A 13,923-nucleotide genomic window follows, 5' to 3' on the forward strand; every position below is an offset into this window, starting at 1 on the left:
CCCGGCGGCGGCTGCTGTCCGGCGGGCTGACCCCAGCTCCCGCCCGGGCTCGGGTGCCCCGGCGGCTGGCCCCAGCCACCCGGCGGCGGCTGCTGCCCGGCGGGCTGACCCCAGCTCCCGCCCGGGCCGGGCTGGCCCGGCGGCGGGCCCCAGCCCGGCTGCTGCCCCCCCGGCTGGCCCCAGCCGCCCGGGCCTGGCTGCTGGGGAGGAGGACCTGGCTGCGGGTGCTGCGCAGGCGGACCGGACGGCTGCTCCCAGCCACCGCCCTGGCCCGGCTGGCCGCCGGACGAGGACCGGTCGTCCGGTCCGGTGGGGACCTGCCCCTGGGGTGGCTGGCTCATCGGTGACCCTCTCTGCCGTGCACTGCCGGGGAGGCAGCCTAGGGGGTCGGGGCGACGGTTCGGCCGGACGCGGACGCGGGGGTCCGGCGCTCAGGCCCGCCGGCCGAACCGGGCCAGCAGCCGGGTCTGCGGGTCGGCTCCGGGGGGCACCGGCACCGGTGGGTCGATCAGCCCGGGGACGCCGTCGTCGCCCAGCCGCTCCTCCGCGTACCGGCCGGCCGCCGTGACCAGCTCGGGGTCCAGCTGGGTCACCCCGCCGATCGCGCGGGCCAGGTCCCAGGCGTGCACGGTGAGGTCGGCGGTCATCTCGACGAGGTAGTCCGCCGCCGGCGCCGGCCCGCCGGAGAGCTGGACGCTGCGGTCCAGCGCGGCCAGCGACGCCCACGCGGTCAGGGCGGCGTCGGCCGCGGTCTCCCAGGCGGCGAGCGGATCGCCGCCCAGCAGCTCCGCGGGGTCGGTCGGGATGCGCGGGGCGACGGCGTCCGGCGACTCCCCCGCCAGCAGCGGCGGCACCCACAGCTGCTCGCTGGTCAGATGCGCGACGAGGTCGGTGACGCTCCACGCGGGCAGCGCCGGGGCGTCCCACTCCCTCGGCGCCACGGCGTCCACCCGGTCGGTGAACTGCGCCTGGGCCCGTTGGAAGAGCAGCAGCAGGTCGGCGTGGCTCGCGTCGGGCATGCGGTCAGTAGAACGCGCCGGGGCCCGGCACGCGCAGTGGCGTGCCGGGCCCCGACGGGTGGTGCGCTGCGATCAGTAAGTGGGCAGGGTCTTGTCGATCCGCGTCGCCCAGGCCGTGACGCCACCCTGGACGTGCACGGCGTCCCGGAAGCCGGCGTTCTTCACCGCGGCGAGCACCTCGGCGGAGCGCACCCCGGTCTTGCAGTGCAGCACGATCGGCTTGTCGTTCGGCAGCTGCGCCAGCGCCCGGCCGGAGAGGATCTCGTCCTTGGGGATCAGCCGAGCGCCGGGGATGGAGACGATCTCGTACTCGTTCGGCTCGCGGACGTCGATGAGGTCGAAGTCCTTTCCGGCGTCCAGCATGTCCTTGAGCTCGTCGACGGTGATCGTCGCGCCCGCCGCGGCCTGCTGCGCCTCGTCGGAGACGACGCCGCAGAAGGTCTCGTAGTCGATGAGCTCGGTGATCGGCTCCGCCTCCGGGTCCTTGCGCACCTTGATCGTGCGGAAGGTCATCTCCAGGGCGTCGTAGACCATCAGCCGGCCGAGCAGCGTCTCGCCGACGCCGGTGATCAGCTTGATCGCCTCGGTGGCCTGGATCGCGCCGACGGTCGCGCAGAGCACGCCGAGGACGCCGCCCTCCGCGCAGCTCGGCACCATGCCGGGCGGCGGCGGGACCGGGTACAGGTCGCGGTAGTTGGGACCGTGCTCGTCCCAGAAGACCGACACCTGGCCGTCGAACCGGTAGATCGAGCCCCAGACGTAGGGCTTGCCGAGCAGCACCGCGGCGTCGTTGACCAGGTAGCGGGTCGCGAAGTTGTCGGTGCCGTCGACGATCAGGTCGTACTGGCTGAAGATGTCCAGGACGTTCTCGCTGTCCAGCCGCGTCTCGTGCAGCCGGACGTCGATGTTCGGGTTGATCTCCTTGATCGAGTCGCGCGCGCTCTCGGCCTTGGACCGGCCCACGTCGGACTGGCCGTGGATGATCTGGCGCTGCAGGTTCGACTCGTCGACGACGTCGAACTCGACGATGCCCAGGGTGCCCACGCCGGCCGCGGCCAGGTACATCAGCACCGGGGAGCCGAGGCCGCCCGCGCCGACGGCGAGCACCTTGGCGTTCTTGAGCCGCTTCTGCCCGTCCATACCGACGTCGGGGATGATCAGGTGGCGGCTGTAGCGGCGGACCTCGTCGATCGACAGGTCCTCAGCGGGCTCCACCAGGGGTGGCAACTGCACGGGGCGCTCCTCATCGGGCTGTGTCGTCAGGGCGGGCCGGCCCGGGAGCCGGCGTCCTGAGGTGCTCAACAGCCTGGCACGCCCTCCGCATTCCGCCGTGCGGGTCGTGACCGGCGGCCACTCAACGCGGACGGGCGGCCATCACCACGACGTCGCCGTGGGTGCCGTAGCCGAGCACGTCCTCGTGCCACGCCGTCCCGTCGAAGGTGACCATCCACCAGGGTGCCCGGCGTCCCTCCCCTGCCCGGACCACCGCGGGGTGCGGGATGTTGGTCCCGTAGGGCGCGTCCAGGTCGCCCAGCCGGCGCATCCGCAGGTCGTAGACCGGGTACCGGCGGGCGTCCCCGTCGCTGGCGAGCACGTACCACCGCGCGCCGATCGGCGTCAGCATGCTGCCCTCGGTCTGCTCGAGCGCGGTGTCCGCGGCGACCAGGCGCAGGCCGTCGGCGTAGTCCGGCCCGGTCGCGACGGCCAGCGCGGGGTGGAAGGTGTAGCGGGGCGTGAACGTGACGCACTCCACGAACGCCAGGTGCCAGCGCCCGTCGACCAGGGCCAGCGACGGGTCCCAGGCGCTGACCTCGGTCGGCACGTCGAGTCGCTCCGTCTCGAGCACGTGCACGCCGGTGAGCAGGTCCTCCCCGGTGGTGGTGTGCCGCACGTGCACGCCCACCGTGGTGTCGTGGTCGCCCCAGGAGGAGACCACGACGATCGTCCGGCCGGCCGGCTCGTCGACCACCAGGTGCCCGGCGTGGTCGCCGAGCACCAGCCCGTCGCGAGCGGAGAACAGCGCGCCGACCTGCTCGAGCCGGGCGGGGTCGGCGAGGTCCAGCGTCCAGACGCCCCAGTGGGCCTGCTGGAAGAAGCCGAGACCGGCGCTGGTCAGGGTGAGGTACAGGCGACCGTCCACGACGTACGGCGTCCCGTCCGGCCGGCGCACGACCTGCGGGTCCCGCACCCCCGCCGGGCCGGACAGCCCGGCCCGGACCCGGCGGACCCCGGCCGCGCTGCTGCCGGCCCCCCACGCGTACTGCAGGCCGCCCAGGACCGCGGGGTCCCGCAGGTCCAGCGCCGCGCGGACCGGGTCGCGGGAGGTGAGCAGCGGGCGCAGCTCCTCCCCGGCGGAGGCGGCCAGGACGGTGACCTGGTTCTCGTTGACGACGACGGCGACCTGCCCGGCCGGCTCCGGGTACAGCGCTGCCGTCCCGGCCACGGTGACGCCGTCCGGCTCGGTGACCTCGATCCGGACCTCCCCGGCCGCGGCGTCCCACCGGGCGAGCACGGACCCGGCGGTCCCGGAGAGCCCGGCGACCAGCCCGTCGCCGACCCCCTGCGGGCCGAGGTCGAGCACGACTGCGCAGAAGGGCGCCACCGGTCCGGACCCGAGCAGCCGGAGCCCGCCGTCGCGCGGGGCCTCCGGGTGCGCTTCGTCGACGGCGACGAACGGCGAGAGCACCGAGCGCGGCCGGTGGCGGTGGACCTCCTCGAAGCGCAGTCGCAGGGGGTCCAGCTCACGTCGGCCGAACACGGCCACCTCCGCGGGTCGCGAACGGCCGGCTCACGGGAACGGCCGGCTCACGGGAACGGCCAGCTCACGGGAACGGCCAGCTCACGGGAACGGCCAGGCGTTCTTGGCGCAGCCGTCCAGCCCGAGCGTCTGCTGCTGCATGACCGGCGCCACCTGGCCGGCCCCCGGGCACTGCTGGTGCCCCTCGCCCAGGGCGTGCCCGACCTCGTGGTTGACGACGTACTGCCGGTAGGTCGCCACGTCCCCGGCGTAGTCGGGGACGGCGGTCTCCCACCGGGCCAGGTTGATGACCGCCCGCTCGCCGTAGCGGCAGGACGTGTACCCGCCGGTGCCGACGCCCGGGCAGTACCTCTCCATGCTGCCCGGGCTGATCAGGCTGACCCGGAAGGCGTAGTCGCCCGCGGCGGCCTCCGCGGCGCCCACCCGCTGGAAGGACATCGCGCCGCCGTGCCCCCAGGACCGGCCGTCCCCGAGAGTGGCCTCGACCGCCGCGGCGAAGCCGGCGGCGTCCACGCCGATGCCGTCCTCCACCTCGACGACGAACTTCTGCAGCGGCCCGCTGCCGTACACCGCGGAGGCGCCGTCCACGACGGTGACGGTGCCGGCGCCCTGCTCGACGAACGTGGCCGGTGCCGCGCTGGGCAGGGCGGCGGTGGGCAGCCCCTCCCCCTCGGCCGGCGGCGGCACGGGCGTGCCGGAGGCGGCCGGGGCGGCGGCCGTGGCCGTGCCGTCGGCGGGCAACGCCCGAACGGACCCGCCGTCGGCGGTGGCGGCCACGTCGACGACGGTCAGCAGGGTGGCGACGGTCAGCAGCGGGAGGGCGTAGGCCCGCCAGCCGTGCCGGCGGACGAAGCGCCGGACCCAGCCCTCCGGCTCGGCGACCCGCCGGCGGCGAGGTGCGGGGCGGGGCAACGGCCCGGTGGCCGGCCCGTACCGGTCCCGCGGCGCGAGCCGGGGTGGCGGACGGTGGGGCACGGCACCGGGCGGCACGGCACGACGCGCGTACGGGCCCAGTGGTCCCGTCGCGCGAGGTGTCCCGGCAGGCGTCCGCACGGGCGGTCCGGCGGACCGGTCCGGGTGGTCCGGCCTGGTCATCGCGGTCAGGCTCTCACGCGGCGGTGCCTGGGCGGCGCAGCCACCCGGGCACCGGGCCCGTGTCGGCCGCGGCTCACCCGCGCGCCGCCGCCTGGCCTGCCGCGACGGGCGCCGCGGCGTCCTCGGCGAGCGCGAGGACCGCCCGGGCGGTGGCCTCCGGCGCCTCGAGCATCGCGAGGTGCCCCACGCCCTGCTGCATCTGCAGGCGGGCGTGCGGCAGCACCCCGACCAGCCGCTCGGCCAGCCCCGGGTCGACGAGCTTGTCCCGGTCGCCCCACACCACCAGCGTGGGCGCGCGGACCGAGCGGGCCATCCGCCAGGCGTTGGCCCGGCCCAGGCGCAGGTAGGAGGTCATCAGGCCCCGGAGGCTGCGGGTCAGCGCCTGCCCGGCCCACGGCTGGGCGTCGTACTGGCGCAGCTCCTCGACCGCCTCCTCGTAACGCTCCTTGGGCACCCGCCCCGGGTCGCCGAAGCACATCTGCAGCAGCCCGCGGACCCGCTGCTCCGGGCTGACCCCGGTGATCCGCCGCTCCGCGAGGGCGGGCACACCCGGCAGCAGCACCAGGGTGATCGCCCGGTCGAAGGCCGGTGGCACCCGGTAGACCGGCATCGCCGGCGAGATGAGCGTGAGGGTGGCGACCAGGTCGGGCCGGCGGGCGGCGACCCAGACGCTCACCAGCCCACCCAGGCTGTTGCCGAGCAGGTGCACCGGCCGCCCCTGACCGGGGCCGGGACGGGCGACGATCCACTCCAGGACGTCGACGACCGCCTCGACGTGGCGACGCATGGAGTAGTCCCGCGCCGTGGGCGCGGACCTCCCGAAACCGGGCAGGTCGAGCGCGTAGCCGTCGAAGCGGACGGCGAGCAGCGCGGCCAGGTCGGTCCAGTTCGTCGACGCGCCACCGAGCCCGTGCACGTAGAGCGCGCGCTCGTGGGGCGGGTCGTCCGCCGGCTGCGCGGCGTCCACCGGCCCCCGCCAGGGGGTGCAGCGGACCAGGACCTCACCACCCCCCGACACCGGCACCATCTGCCCGGGCCACGGCGGGATGGGCGCACCCGGGGCCCCCACCCGTGGGAGTGGTGTCGTGGACAGCCGTGCGTCGGTCACCTGACCGACGGTAGGACACCGCCGCTCGCACCCGCCCGGAGGAGGGCGGTCCGGCTGATCCGCACCAGCCGGACCGGCCGCCGTAAGATCCCCGGGCCATGCAGCCCAGCCGCCCCGTCCCCGCGCCGCCGGCCCCGCGCCGGACGACCCGCCTGCCGCGGGGCGCGCGCCGCGTGCAGCTGCTGCAGGCGGCCCAGGACGTCTTCGTCGCGCAGGGCTTCCACGCGGCGGCCATGGACGACATCGCCGACCGCGCCGGGGTCAGCAAGCCGGTGCTCTACCAGCACTTCCCGGGCAAGCGGGAGCTGTACCTGGCGCTGCTGGAGCAGCAGGTCGAGGAGCTCACCGACCGGGTGCGCCAGGCGATGGCCGGCACCGACGACAACCGGGCCCGGGTCAACGCGGCGGTGGGCGCCTACTTCGCGTTCATCGACGCCGACGGCGAGGCGTTCCGGCTGGTCTTCGAGTCCGACCTGCGCAACGACGCCGAGGTGCGGGAGGTCGTCGACCGGGGCACGCGGGCGTGCACCGAGGCCATCGCCGAGGTCATCGCCGCGGACACCGGCGCCGACCAGGAGCGCGCGCTGCTGCTGGCCTCGGGCCTGACCGGCCTGTTCGAGAGCAGTGCGCGGTGGCGGATCGCGCACCGGGGCACGCTGTCCCGGGAGGAGGCGGTGTCGCTGATGTCGACGCTGGCCTGGCGGGGCATCTCCCGGTTCCCGCGCCGGGACGACGTCGAGGCGGACTGAGCGCCCTCCCCGTTCGCTGTCGGCGCATGCGCCGGGACGGCTGGCCCGCAGCGCCTGGACTAGCGTGGTCGGCAGCAGCCAGACCTGAGGAGGCATCTGCACGTGGAAGTCAAGATCGGTGTCCAACACTCGCCCCGTGAGCTGGTCATCGACAGCCCGCAGAGCCCCGAGGAGATCGCGGCGGAGGTCTCCCGGGCGATGACGTCGGCGAAGGACGGCCTGTTGACCCTGGTCGACGAGCGCGGCCGCCGGATCGTCGTGCCCACGGAGAAGATCGCCTACGTCGAGATCGCCGAGGCCGACCAGCGCCGGGTCGGCTTCATCGCCGGCTGAGCGCCGGAGGCGCGCCCGACCCGACCTGTAGGAACGGCCCCGGTGCAGGGCCCGCGCCGAGCGCGGGGGCACCGGGGCCGTTCTTCAGGGGTTCAGGCCGAGCGCCCGCATCCGCAGGCCGTGCGCGGTGGTGAGCCGCTGCAGCAGCTCACCGACCCCGGCCATGCTGCCGGTGCCGGTCATGATCAGGTCGGCGAGCTGCTCGTGCTCGGCGATCACCGCCTGCGACTGGGTGAGCGCCTCACCGACCAGCCGGCGCGCCCACAGGGCCAGCCGCCAGCCGACCGCCGGGTCCGCGGCGATGGCCGCCCGCACCTCCCGGACGGCGAACTCCGCGTGCCCGGTGTCGGCGAGCACCTCCTCGACCAGCGCCCGGTCCGGCTGGGGCAGGAACGCGGCGACCTCGCGGTAGAAGTCCGCCGCCAGCCCGTCGCCGACGTAGGCCTTCACCAGCCCCTCGAGCCAGGTGCTGGCATGGGTGCCGTCGTGGAAGGCGTCCAGCGCGGACACGAACGGGGCCATCGCCTCCGTCGGGTCCACGCCGAGCTCGACCAGCCGCGCGGTGAGCCGGTCGTGGTGGGCGACCTCGCGGGCCGCCATCCGGGCGACGGCGGCCCGGCCCTGGATCGTCGGGGCCATCCGGGCGTCCTCGGCGAGCCGGTCGAACGCGGTCAGCTCCGCGTAGGACAGGACCCCCAGCAGTTCCACGACCGCCTTCTGGTCGACCTCGCCCACGTGCACTCCCCCTCCGGACCGGCCGGCCCTCCCCTCGGGTGGTGTTCCGGGGTGTCGAGCGGGCAGCGGAGGCAGGCTAACGGGAGCCGCGGGCTACGATGGAATGGGACAGCCGCTCGGCTCGTTCCACCTTGTGCAACCCGATGTGCGCTGATGGCCGCCGGATGACGCTCCACCCGGAGCTCTCCCGGGCAGTCTGCACTCGACGCCCGGTCGACTGGCCGCGTCGGCGCTGGATCGACATCCCGGAACCGACCGGGACCGGCGAGCGTCGCCGGGCGCCCCGACGACGGGCCGCACGGCGACGCGGACGGTCCCCCATCAGACCTGAGGCGAGAGAACTGACCTCCACCGAGAACACCCCCACCGCGGCTCCCGAGCTGGACCACGCCGAGACCGGCGCACCCGCTCCCGAGGAGCTGGAGTCGACGGTCGAGCAGCTGGGCGGCGCCCCCGTGGCCAGCGACAGCCCGCTGTTCACCGACTTCGACGTGCACCCCGACATCGTCGCCGCGCTGGCCGAGGTCGGGATCACCCGCACCTTCGCCATCCAGGAGCTCACCCTCCCGCTGGCGCTGGCCGGCCACGACCTGATCGGCCAGGCGCGCACCGGCACCGGCAAGACCCTGGGCTTCGGCGTCCCGATGCTGCAGCGGGTCGTCCCGGCGGCCGAGGGCGGCGACGGCGTCCCGCAGGCGCTGGTCGTCGTCCCCACCCGTGAGCTGTGCGTGCAGGTCTCCCGCGACCTGGCCGCGGCCGGCGCCAAGCGCGGCATCCGCGTGCAGGCGATCTACGGTGGCCGGGCGTTCGAACCGCAGGTGCAGTCGCTGCAGTCCGGCGTCGAGATCGTCGTCGGCACCCCCGGCCGGTTGCTCGACCTCGCGCAGCAGGGCCACCTGGTCCTGGGCAAGGTCAAGGTCCTCGTCCTCGACGAGGCCGACGAGATGCTCGACCTCGGCTTCCTGCCCGACATCGAGCGGATCCTGGCGATGGTCCCGGACAAGCGGCAGACCATGCTGTTCTCCGCGACGATGCCCGGCCCGATCGTCACCCTGTCCCGGTCCTTCATGACCCAGCCGACGCACATCCGGGCGCACGGCAACGACGAGGGCTCCACGGTCCCGCAGACCACGCAGTTCATCTACCGGGCGCACAACCTGGACAAGCCCGAGCTGCTCTCCCGGGTGCTGCAGTCCCGCGACCGCGGCCTGGTCATGGTCTTCTGCCGGACCAAGCGGACCGCGCAGAAGGTCGCCGACGACCTCGTCGAGCGCGGTTTCGCCGCGGCCGCCGTGCACGGCGACCTCGGTCAGGGCGCTCGCGAGCAGGCGCTGCGCGCCTTCCGCAGCGGCAAGGTCGACGTCCTGGTCGCCACCGACGTCGCCGCCCGCGGCATCGACGTCACCGGCGTCAGCCACGTCGTGAACTACCAGTGCCCGGAGGACGAGAAGACCTACGTGCACCGGATCGGCCGCACCGGCCGCGCCGGCTCCACCGGCATCGCGGTCACCCTGGTCGACTGGGACGACATCCCCCGCTGGCAGCTGATCAACAAGGCGCTGGAGCTGGACTTCGCCGACCCGCCGGAGACCTACTCCACCTCGCCGTGGGTCTACACCGACCTGGACGTGCCGACGACGGCGACCGGTCGGCTCCCCCGCGCCCAGCGCACCCGCGAGGGCCTGGACGCCGAGGTGGTCGAGGACCTGGGCGAGACCGGGCGCAAGCACCGGCCGGCCGGCCGCGCCGACCAGCACGCCGGCCCCGGCCGGGAGGACGCCGAGCCGTCGGCCGGCCCGAGCAAGAGCCGGCCCCGCCGGCGGACCCGCGGAGGTGGCGCCGCCGCCGAGGCCGGTGCGGCACCCACGGGGGCCGACGCCGCGACCGCGCCCGTCGAGACCGCGCCCGTCGAGACCGCCGCCTCCGAGGGCGGCGAGGACGGCGCGCCCCGCCGTCGGCGCCGGCGGCGCGGCGGTGCCAAGCGCAGCGGCGGGGGCTCCGAGTCCGCCGCCTGATGAAGGACCTGCCTTCCCCCCGCCCCTCGCTCCGCTCGGGGCGGGCCCCTGAAGGCAGGCCGTTCCAGCGGGTCACCCGGCTGCGGCGCCCCCCGCTGCGGATCTGGGTCTGGACGGCGGTCACCCTCGTGGTGGCCGCCGTCGCCGTCGTGCTGTGGCGCACCTCCGACGTCGTCGCCACCTCCACCACAACGGCAGCAGCGCCCACCGTGCCCGACGCGGCGCCGGCCGACGAGCTCGCGCCGGCCTGGACGGCGAGCACCACCGACGGGCCCCGCCGGGTCGTCGAGGGCGGCCGGGTGCTGGTGACCGACGAGCACGGGGTGGCGATGCTCGACGCCGGGACCGGTACCGAGGCCTGGCACTACCGCCGGTCCAACGCCACGCTGTGCGACGCCACCGCCGTCGACGGCGTGGTGATCGCCGTGTTCCGCACCACCGGCCGGTGCAACGAGGCGGTCGCGCTGACCGCGACCACCGGGGAACGGGACTGGTACCGCAACGTCCGGTTCCGCACGGACGTCGACCTGGCCAGCACCACGCAGATCCTGCTGGCCGCCAGCCCGACCGGGATCGTCACGATCGACCCGACCGGCAACAACACCCGCTGGCGGTACGCCCCGGCGACCGGCTGCCGCTTCGTCGGCGCCGACGTGGGCAGCTCCGGCGTGGTGGTGCTCCAGCGCTGCGAGGGCTCCACGCCGCTGCAGGTGCAGCTGCTCGACGGGTTCGGGGGCACCGTCATCTGGACCCGGGACCTGGACACCGAGGGCCGCACCGCGCGCCTGGCCGGGGTCGGCCGCCTCGTGGACGTCGTCGTCGGCGACACCGTGCACGTGATCGACCCCGACGACGGCACCCTGCGCGAGCCGCTGCCCCTGCCCGCGCTCGCCGCCGGGGACGACGTCCGCTCCGAGCCGCTGCAGCAGGCAGAGGTCGGGGACGTGACGCTGCTGTGGGCCCGCGGCACCGCGTGGGCGCTGGACCAGGAGACCGGCCGGCCGCGCTGGTCGGTGCCGGCCACGGGTCTGCCGGCGCTCGGCGAGGACGACACCGTCGTCGTCCCCGAGGACGGCGCGCTCGTCCGCCGGTCCGTGGCCGACGGCAGCGAGCGGGACCGCTCCGCCGCTGCCGGGACACTGCCGGCCGGGGGCCGCACCGCCCTGCTCGGGCCGGTCGTGGTCTACGCGACGTCGGACCAGGTGCTCGGCCTGCGGTGAGGAAGGACCACCCTTCCCCCCACACCTCGCAAGCTCGGCGCGGGCCCCTGAAGGGTGGCCGCACCGCAGGGATGGCGGCACGGCCGCCGATCGCGAGGCAGACTCTGGTCATGGTCCTGCCTGGAGGCTCCGAACACGCCGCCCCCGACGACCTCCGCCAGCTGGCCACGCACGACGCGGTCCGGGTCACCTTCCCCGGCGGCGCGGGTGAGCTGGCCGCGCTCGACACCGGCCGCGCCGAGGGGGCCACGGTCCTGCTGGTCGCCGGGTTCACCGGCAGCAAGGAGGACTTCGCCCCGCTGCTGTCCCCGCTGGTCGACGCCGGGCTGCGGGCGGTGGCGATCGACCAGCGCGGCCAGTACGAGTCCCCCGGCCCGGACGACCCGGCCGCCTACTCCGTCACCGAGCTCGCGGCCGACCTGGTCGCCCTCGGCCGGCGGCTCCGCGAGGGCGGTGCCGGCCCGCTGCACCTGCTCGGGCACAGCTTCGGGGGCATCGTCGCCCGCGGCGCGGTCCTCGCCGAGCCGGCGCTGTTCGACTCGCTGACCCTGCTGGGCAGCGGCCCCGCTCGGCTCACCGGCCCGCGCCGGCAGCTGCTCGACCACCTCTCCCCCCTGCTGGACGCCGGCGGCGTCCAGCTGGTCAGCCAGACGCTGGAGCAGCTCGCGATGACCGACCCGCGGGCGCAGGCGGTGCCGGCCCCGACCCGCGAGTTCCTCACCCGCCGGTTCCTCGCCAACAGCGAGGCCGGCCTGCGCGGCATGGCCGACGCGATGCTCACCGAGCCGGACCGCGTCGCCGAGCTCGCCGCCACCGGGGTGCCGGTGCTGGTGGCGCACGGGGTCGCCGACGACGCGTGGACCCCGGCCGTCCAGGCGGACATGGCCACCCGGCTCGGCGCCCGGCACGAGGTGATCCCGCGGGCGGTCCACTCCCCCGCGATCGAGAACCCCGCGCGGACGCTGCAGGTGCTGCTGGACTTCTGGGCCGCGGTCCCGGCCCGGCCGCCGGGCGGCGTCCTCCGGTGAAGCCCACCCCGTCCATCCGCGACTTCACCGCCGAGCAGGACCTGCTCGGCTTCTTCGGCCCGGGCAGCGTCAGCTGGCGCATCCACGCCGACCCGGCCTTCTCCGTCGCCGGCATCCGCGCCCTGCTGCTGCAGGCGCTGCACCCGGTCGCGATGGACGGCGTGCACCAGTTCTCCGCTGCCTTCACCGCCGAGCCGTGGGCCCGGTTGACCCGCACCGCCGAGTACGTCGCCACGGTGACCTTCGGCACCCGCCGGGACGCGCTGCGGGCGGTCCGCCGCGTGCGCGGCCTGCACCGGGACAAGTCGGCCGTCGAGGAGACCACCGGCCGCGCCTACCGGGTGGACGACGCCGACCTGCTGCTGTGGGTGCACTGCTGCGAGGTCGAGTCGATGCTGTCGGTGGCGCGCCGGGCCGGGGTCCCGCTGACCGACGCGGACGCCGACCGCTACCTGGCCGAACAGGTGACCGCCGCGGTGCTGATCGGCTGCGTCGAGGCCGACGTCCCGGCGACCGTGGCCGAGCTCGACGCCTACCTGGCGCGGGTGCGCCCGCAGCTGGCGGTCACCCCGGCGGCGCGGAACGCGTCGCGGTTCGTCGTCGTCCCGCCGATGCCCCGCTGGGTGCAGCTGCTCACCCCGGCCCGCCCGGCCTGGAGCACGCTGGCCACCCTGGGCGTCGTCACGCTGCCCCGCTGGGCCCGCCAGCTGTACGGGCTGCCCGGATTCGGTCTCACCGACCGCGCGGCCACCGCAGCGCTGCGGGCGTTCCGCCAGGCGGCGCTCGCGATCCCGGGCCGGGTGCGGGAGTCGCCGATCGTGCGCGCTGCCCGGGAGCGCACCGCCGGGGCCGTCCCGGTCACCGCCTGATGAAGGACCCCGTCCTCCCCCACCCTCCGCAAGCTCAGGGCGGGCCCCTGGACAGGGCCGCTGTCACGACCTGCCGGGCGCATCATGGTCGAGCGCGTCGCGGGCCGCGGCGAGCACCGCGTCGGCGACGCGGTCCAGAGACGGGGTGCGCAGCTTCCACTGCTGCCAGTACAGGACGACGTCGACCGCGCCGTCCGGGTCGAGGTCGACGAGCTCCCCGGCCGGTTCCTGCTGCGCGGGCACCATCCCCCAGCCGAACCCCAGCCGCACCGCGCTGACGTAGTCCGCGGACGCCGGCACGAGGTGCAGCGGCGGCGCGGCCGGGTCCACCCCGCGTTGCCGCAGGTAGCGGTGCTGCAGGTCGTCGGCGCGGTCGAACACGACGACCGGCGCCCGGGCCAGCGCGGCGACCGTGACCCCGTCGGGGAACCAGCGGTCCGCGGCGGCGGCGGTCGCCATCGGCCGGTACCGCATGCCGCCCAGCCGGGTCACCGCGCAGCCGGGCACCGGCTCGGCATCCGCGGTGACCGCGGCCATCACCCGCCCGTCGCGCAGCAGGGCGGCGGTGCGCTCCTGGTCCTCGCGGTGCAGGTCGAAGGCCAGCTCACCGGCCAGCGGGGCGAGGGCGGGCAGCACCCAGGTGGCCATCGAGTCGGCGTTCACCGCGATCGGCAGCGTGATCCGCTCCTCGCCGACCAGCTCCCGGGCGGCGTCGGCGGCCAGCAGGGCGATCTGGCGGGCCAGCCGCAGCACAGCCTGCCCGGACTCGGTCACCCGCACCGGCTTGCTCCGCACCAGCAGCACCCGGCCGGTCGCCGTCTCCAGTGCCTTGAGCCGCTGGCTGACCGCGCTCGGGGTCACGTGCAGGGCGCGGGCGGCGCCGTCGAGGGAGCCGGCGGTGACGGTCGCCTCGAGGGCACGCAGCTGACCGAGGTCGAGGTCCACCGCACCATTAGAGCTGCTTCAGGTGCTTCAGGGAGATGAGCGGTGATGA

14 protein-coding genes are annotated in these 13,923 nt (G+C 75.7%); 7 read left to right on the plus strand and 7 right to left on the minus strand.

Going from position 1 to position 13,923, the window contains the following annotated elements; translation table 11 throughout:
- Positions 1-53: 53 nt before the first annotated feature.
- A complete protein-coding gene (locus tag HL189_RS20440) occupies positions 54-347 on the plus strand; it encodes a hypothetical protein (protein ID WP_369135566.1) in 294 nt (97 codons plus the stop codon).
- Positions 348-431: 84 nt separating this feature from the next.
- On the opposite strand, the gene HL189_RS20445 is transcribed toward HL189_RS20440, so the two are convergent.
- The 5 genes from HL189_RS20445 to HL189_RS20465 form a co-directional block, all read right to left on the minus strand.
- The gene (locus HL189_RS20445) at positions 432-1,019 is read right to left on the minus strand and encodes a TIGR03086 family metal-binding protein (RefSeq protein WP_369135567.1); all 588 of its coding nucleotides are present in this window, start codon (positions 1,017-1,019) and stop codon (positions 432-434) included.
- A gap of 72 nt (positions 1,020-1,091) precedes the next feature.
- On the minus strand, positions 1,092-2,252 hold the full coding sequence (moeZ, locus tag HL189_RS20450) for an adenylyltransferase/sulfurtransferase MoeZ (protein ID WP_369135568.1): 1,161 nt from the start codon (positions 2,250-2,252) through the stop codon (positions 1,092-1,094).
- Between the two features lie 121 nt (positions 2,253-2,373).
- A complete protein-coding gene (locus tag HL189_RS20455; protein ID WP_369135569.1) occupies positions 2,374-3,777 on the minus strand; it encodes a hypothetical protein in 1,404 nt (467 codons plus the stop codon).
- Positions 3,778-3,858: 81 nt separating this feature from the next.
- Positions 3,859-4,752 carry a DUF3152 domain-containing protein gene (locus tag HL189_RS20460; protein ID WP_369135570.1) on the minus strand — a complete coding sequence of 298 codons (894 nt, stop codon included), beginning with the start codon at positions 4,750-4,752 and terminating at the stop codon, positions 3,859-3,861.
- Between the two features lie 193 nt (positions 4,753-4,945).
- Entirely contained in the window at positions 4,946-5,980 is a 1,035-nt protein-coding gene (locus HL189_RS20465; protein ID WP_369135571.1) for an alpha/beta fold hydrolase, read from the minus strand.
- 98 nt (positions 5,981-6,078) lie between these two features.
- Between HL189_RS20465 and HL189_RS20470 the strand changes: the two genes are divergently transcribed.
- Complete coding sequence (locus tag HL189_RS20470) at positions 6,079-6,729, plus strand: TetR/AcrR family transcriptional regulator (protein WP_369135572.1); 651 nt, start codon at positions 6,079-6,081, stop codon at positions 6,727-6,729.
- Between the two features lie 102 nt (positions 6,730-6,831).
- Positions 6,832-7,062 (plus strand): DUF3107 domain-containing protein, encoded by a 231-nt coding sequence (locus HL189_RS20475; RefSeq protein ID WP_369135573.1) that lies wholly within the window; start codon positions 6,832-6,834, stop codon positions 7,060-7,062.
- Between the two features lie 84 nt (positions 7,063-7,146).
- Here the strand turns inward: HL189_RS20475 and HL189_RS20480 are convergent, their stop codons facing one another.
- A complete protein-coding gene (locus HL189_RS20480) occupies positions 7,147-7,797 on the minus strand; it encodes a ferritin-like fold-containing protein (protein WP_369135574.1) in 651 nt (216 codons plus the stop codon).
- A 164-nt stretch (positions 7,798-7,961) separates the two neighbouring features.
- Between HL189_RS20480 and HL189_RS20485 the strand changes: the two genes are divergently transcribed.
- The 4 genes from HL189_RS20485 (at position 7,962) to HL189_RS20500 (ending at position 12,929) form a co-directional block, all read left to right on the plus strand.
- Positions 7,962-9,812 (plus strand): DEAD/DEAH box helicase, encoded by a 1,851-nt coding sequence (locus HL189_RS20485; RefSeq protein WP_369135575.1) that lies wholly within the window; start codon positions 7,962-7,964, stop codon positions 9,810-9,812.
- A complete protein-coding gene (locus tag HL189_RS20490; protein ID WP_369135576.1) occupies positions 9,812-11,032 on the plus strand; it encodes a PQQ-binding-like beta-propeller repeat protein in 1,221 nt (406 codons plus the stop codon). Before HL189_RS20485 ends, HL189_RS20490 begins: the two co-directional genes overlap by 1 nt.
- 110 nt (positions 11,033-11,142) lie before the next feature.
- On the plus strand, positions 11,143-12,060 hold the full coding sequence (locus tag HL189_RS20495; RefSeq protein ID WP_369135577.1) for an alpha/beta fold hydrolase: 918 nt from the start codon (positions 11,143-11,145) through the stop codon (positions 12,058-12,060).
- Entirely contained in the window at positions 12,057-12,929 is an 873-nt protein-coding gene (locus tag HL189_RS20500; protein ID WP_369135578.1) for an oxygenase MpaB family protein, read from the plus strand. Before HL189_RS20495 ends, HL189_RS20500 begins: the two co-directional genes overlap by 4 nt.
- Positions 12,930-12,992: 63 nt before the next feature.
- Here the strand turns inward: HL189_RS20500 and HL189_RS20505 are convergent, their stop codons facing one another.
- On the minus strand, positions 12,993-13,874 hold the full coding sequence (locus HL189_RS20505; RefSeq protein WP_369135579.1) for a LysR family transcriptional regulator ArgP: 882 nt from the start codon (positions 13,872-13,874) through the stop codon (positions 12,993-12,995).
- Positions 13,875-13,923: the final 49 nt, after the last annotated feature.

Source organism: Modestobacter sp. I12A-02662 (assembly GCF_041028325.1).
Classification (GTDB): domain Bacteria; phylum Actinomycetota; class Actinomycetes; order Mycobacteriales; family Geodermatophilaceae; genus Modestobacter.

Excerpts from the sequence above, each read along its gene's own strand:
- HL189_RS20495 (WP_369135577.1), top strand. The coding sequence starts at position 11,143 with ATGGTCCTGCCTGGAGGCTCCGAACACGCCGCCCCCGACGACCTCCGC.
- HL189_RS20470 (WP_369135572.1), top strand. The coding sequence starts at position 6,079 with ATGCAGCCCAGCCGCCCCGTCCCCGCGCCGCCGGCCCCGCGCCGGACG.
- HL189_RS20445 (WP_369135567.1), bottom strand. The coding sequence starts at position 1,019 with ATGCCCGACGCGAGCCACGCCGACCTGCTGCTGCTCTTCCAACGGGCC.
- HL189_RS20490 (WP_369135576.1), top strand. The coding sequence starts at position 9,812 with ATGAAGGACCTGCCTTCCCCCCGCCCCTCGCTCCGCTCGGGGCGGGCC.
- HL189_RS20485 (WP_369135575.1), top strand. The coding sequence starts at position 7,962 with ATGACGCTCCACCCGGAGCTCTCCCGGGCAGTCTGCACTCGACGCCCG.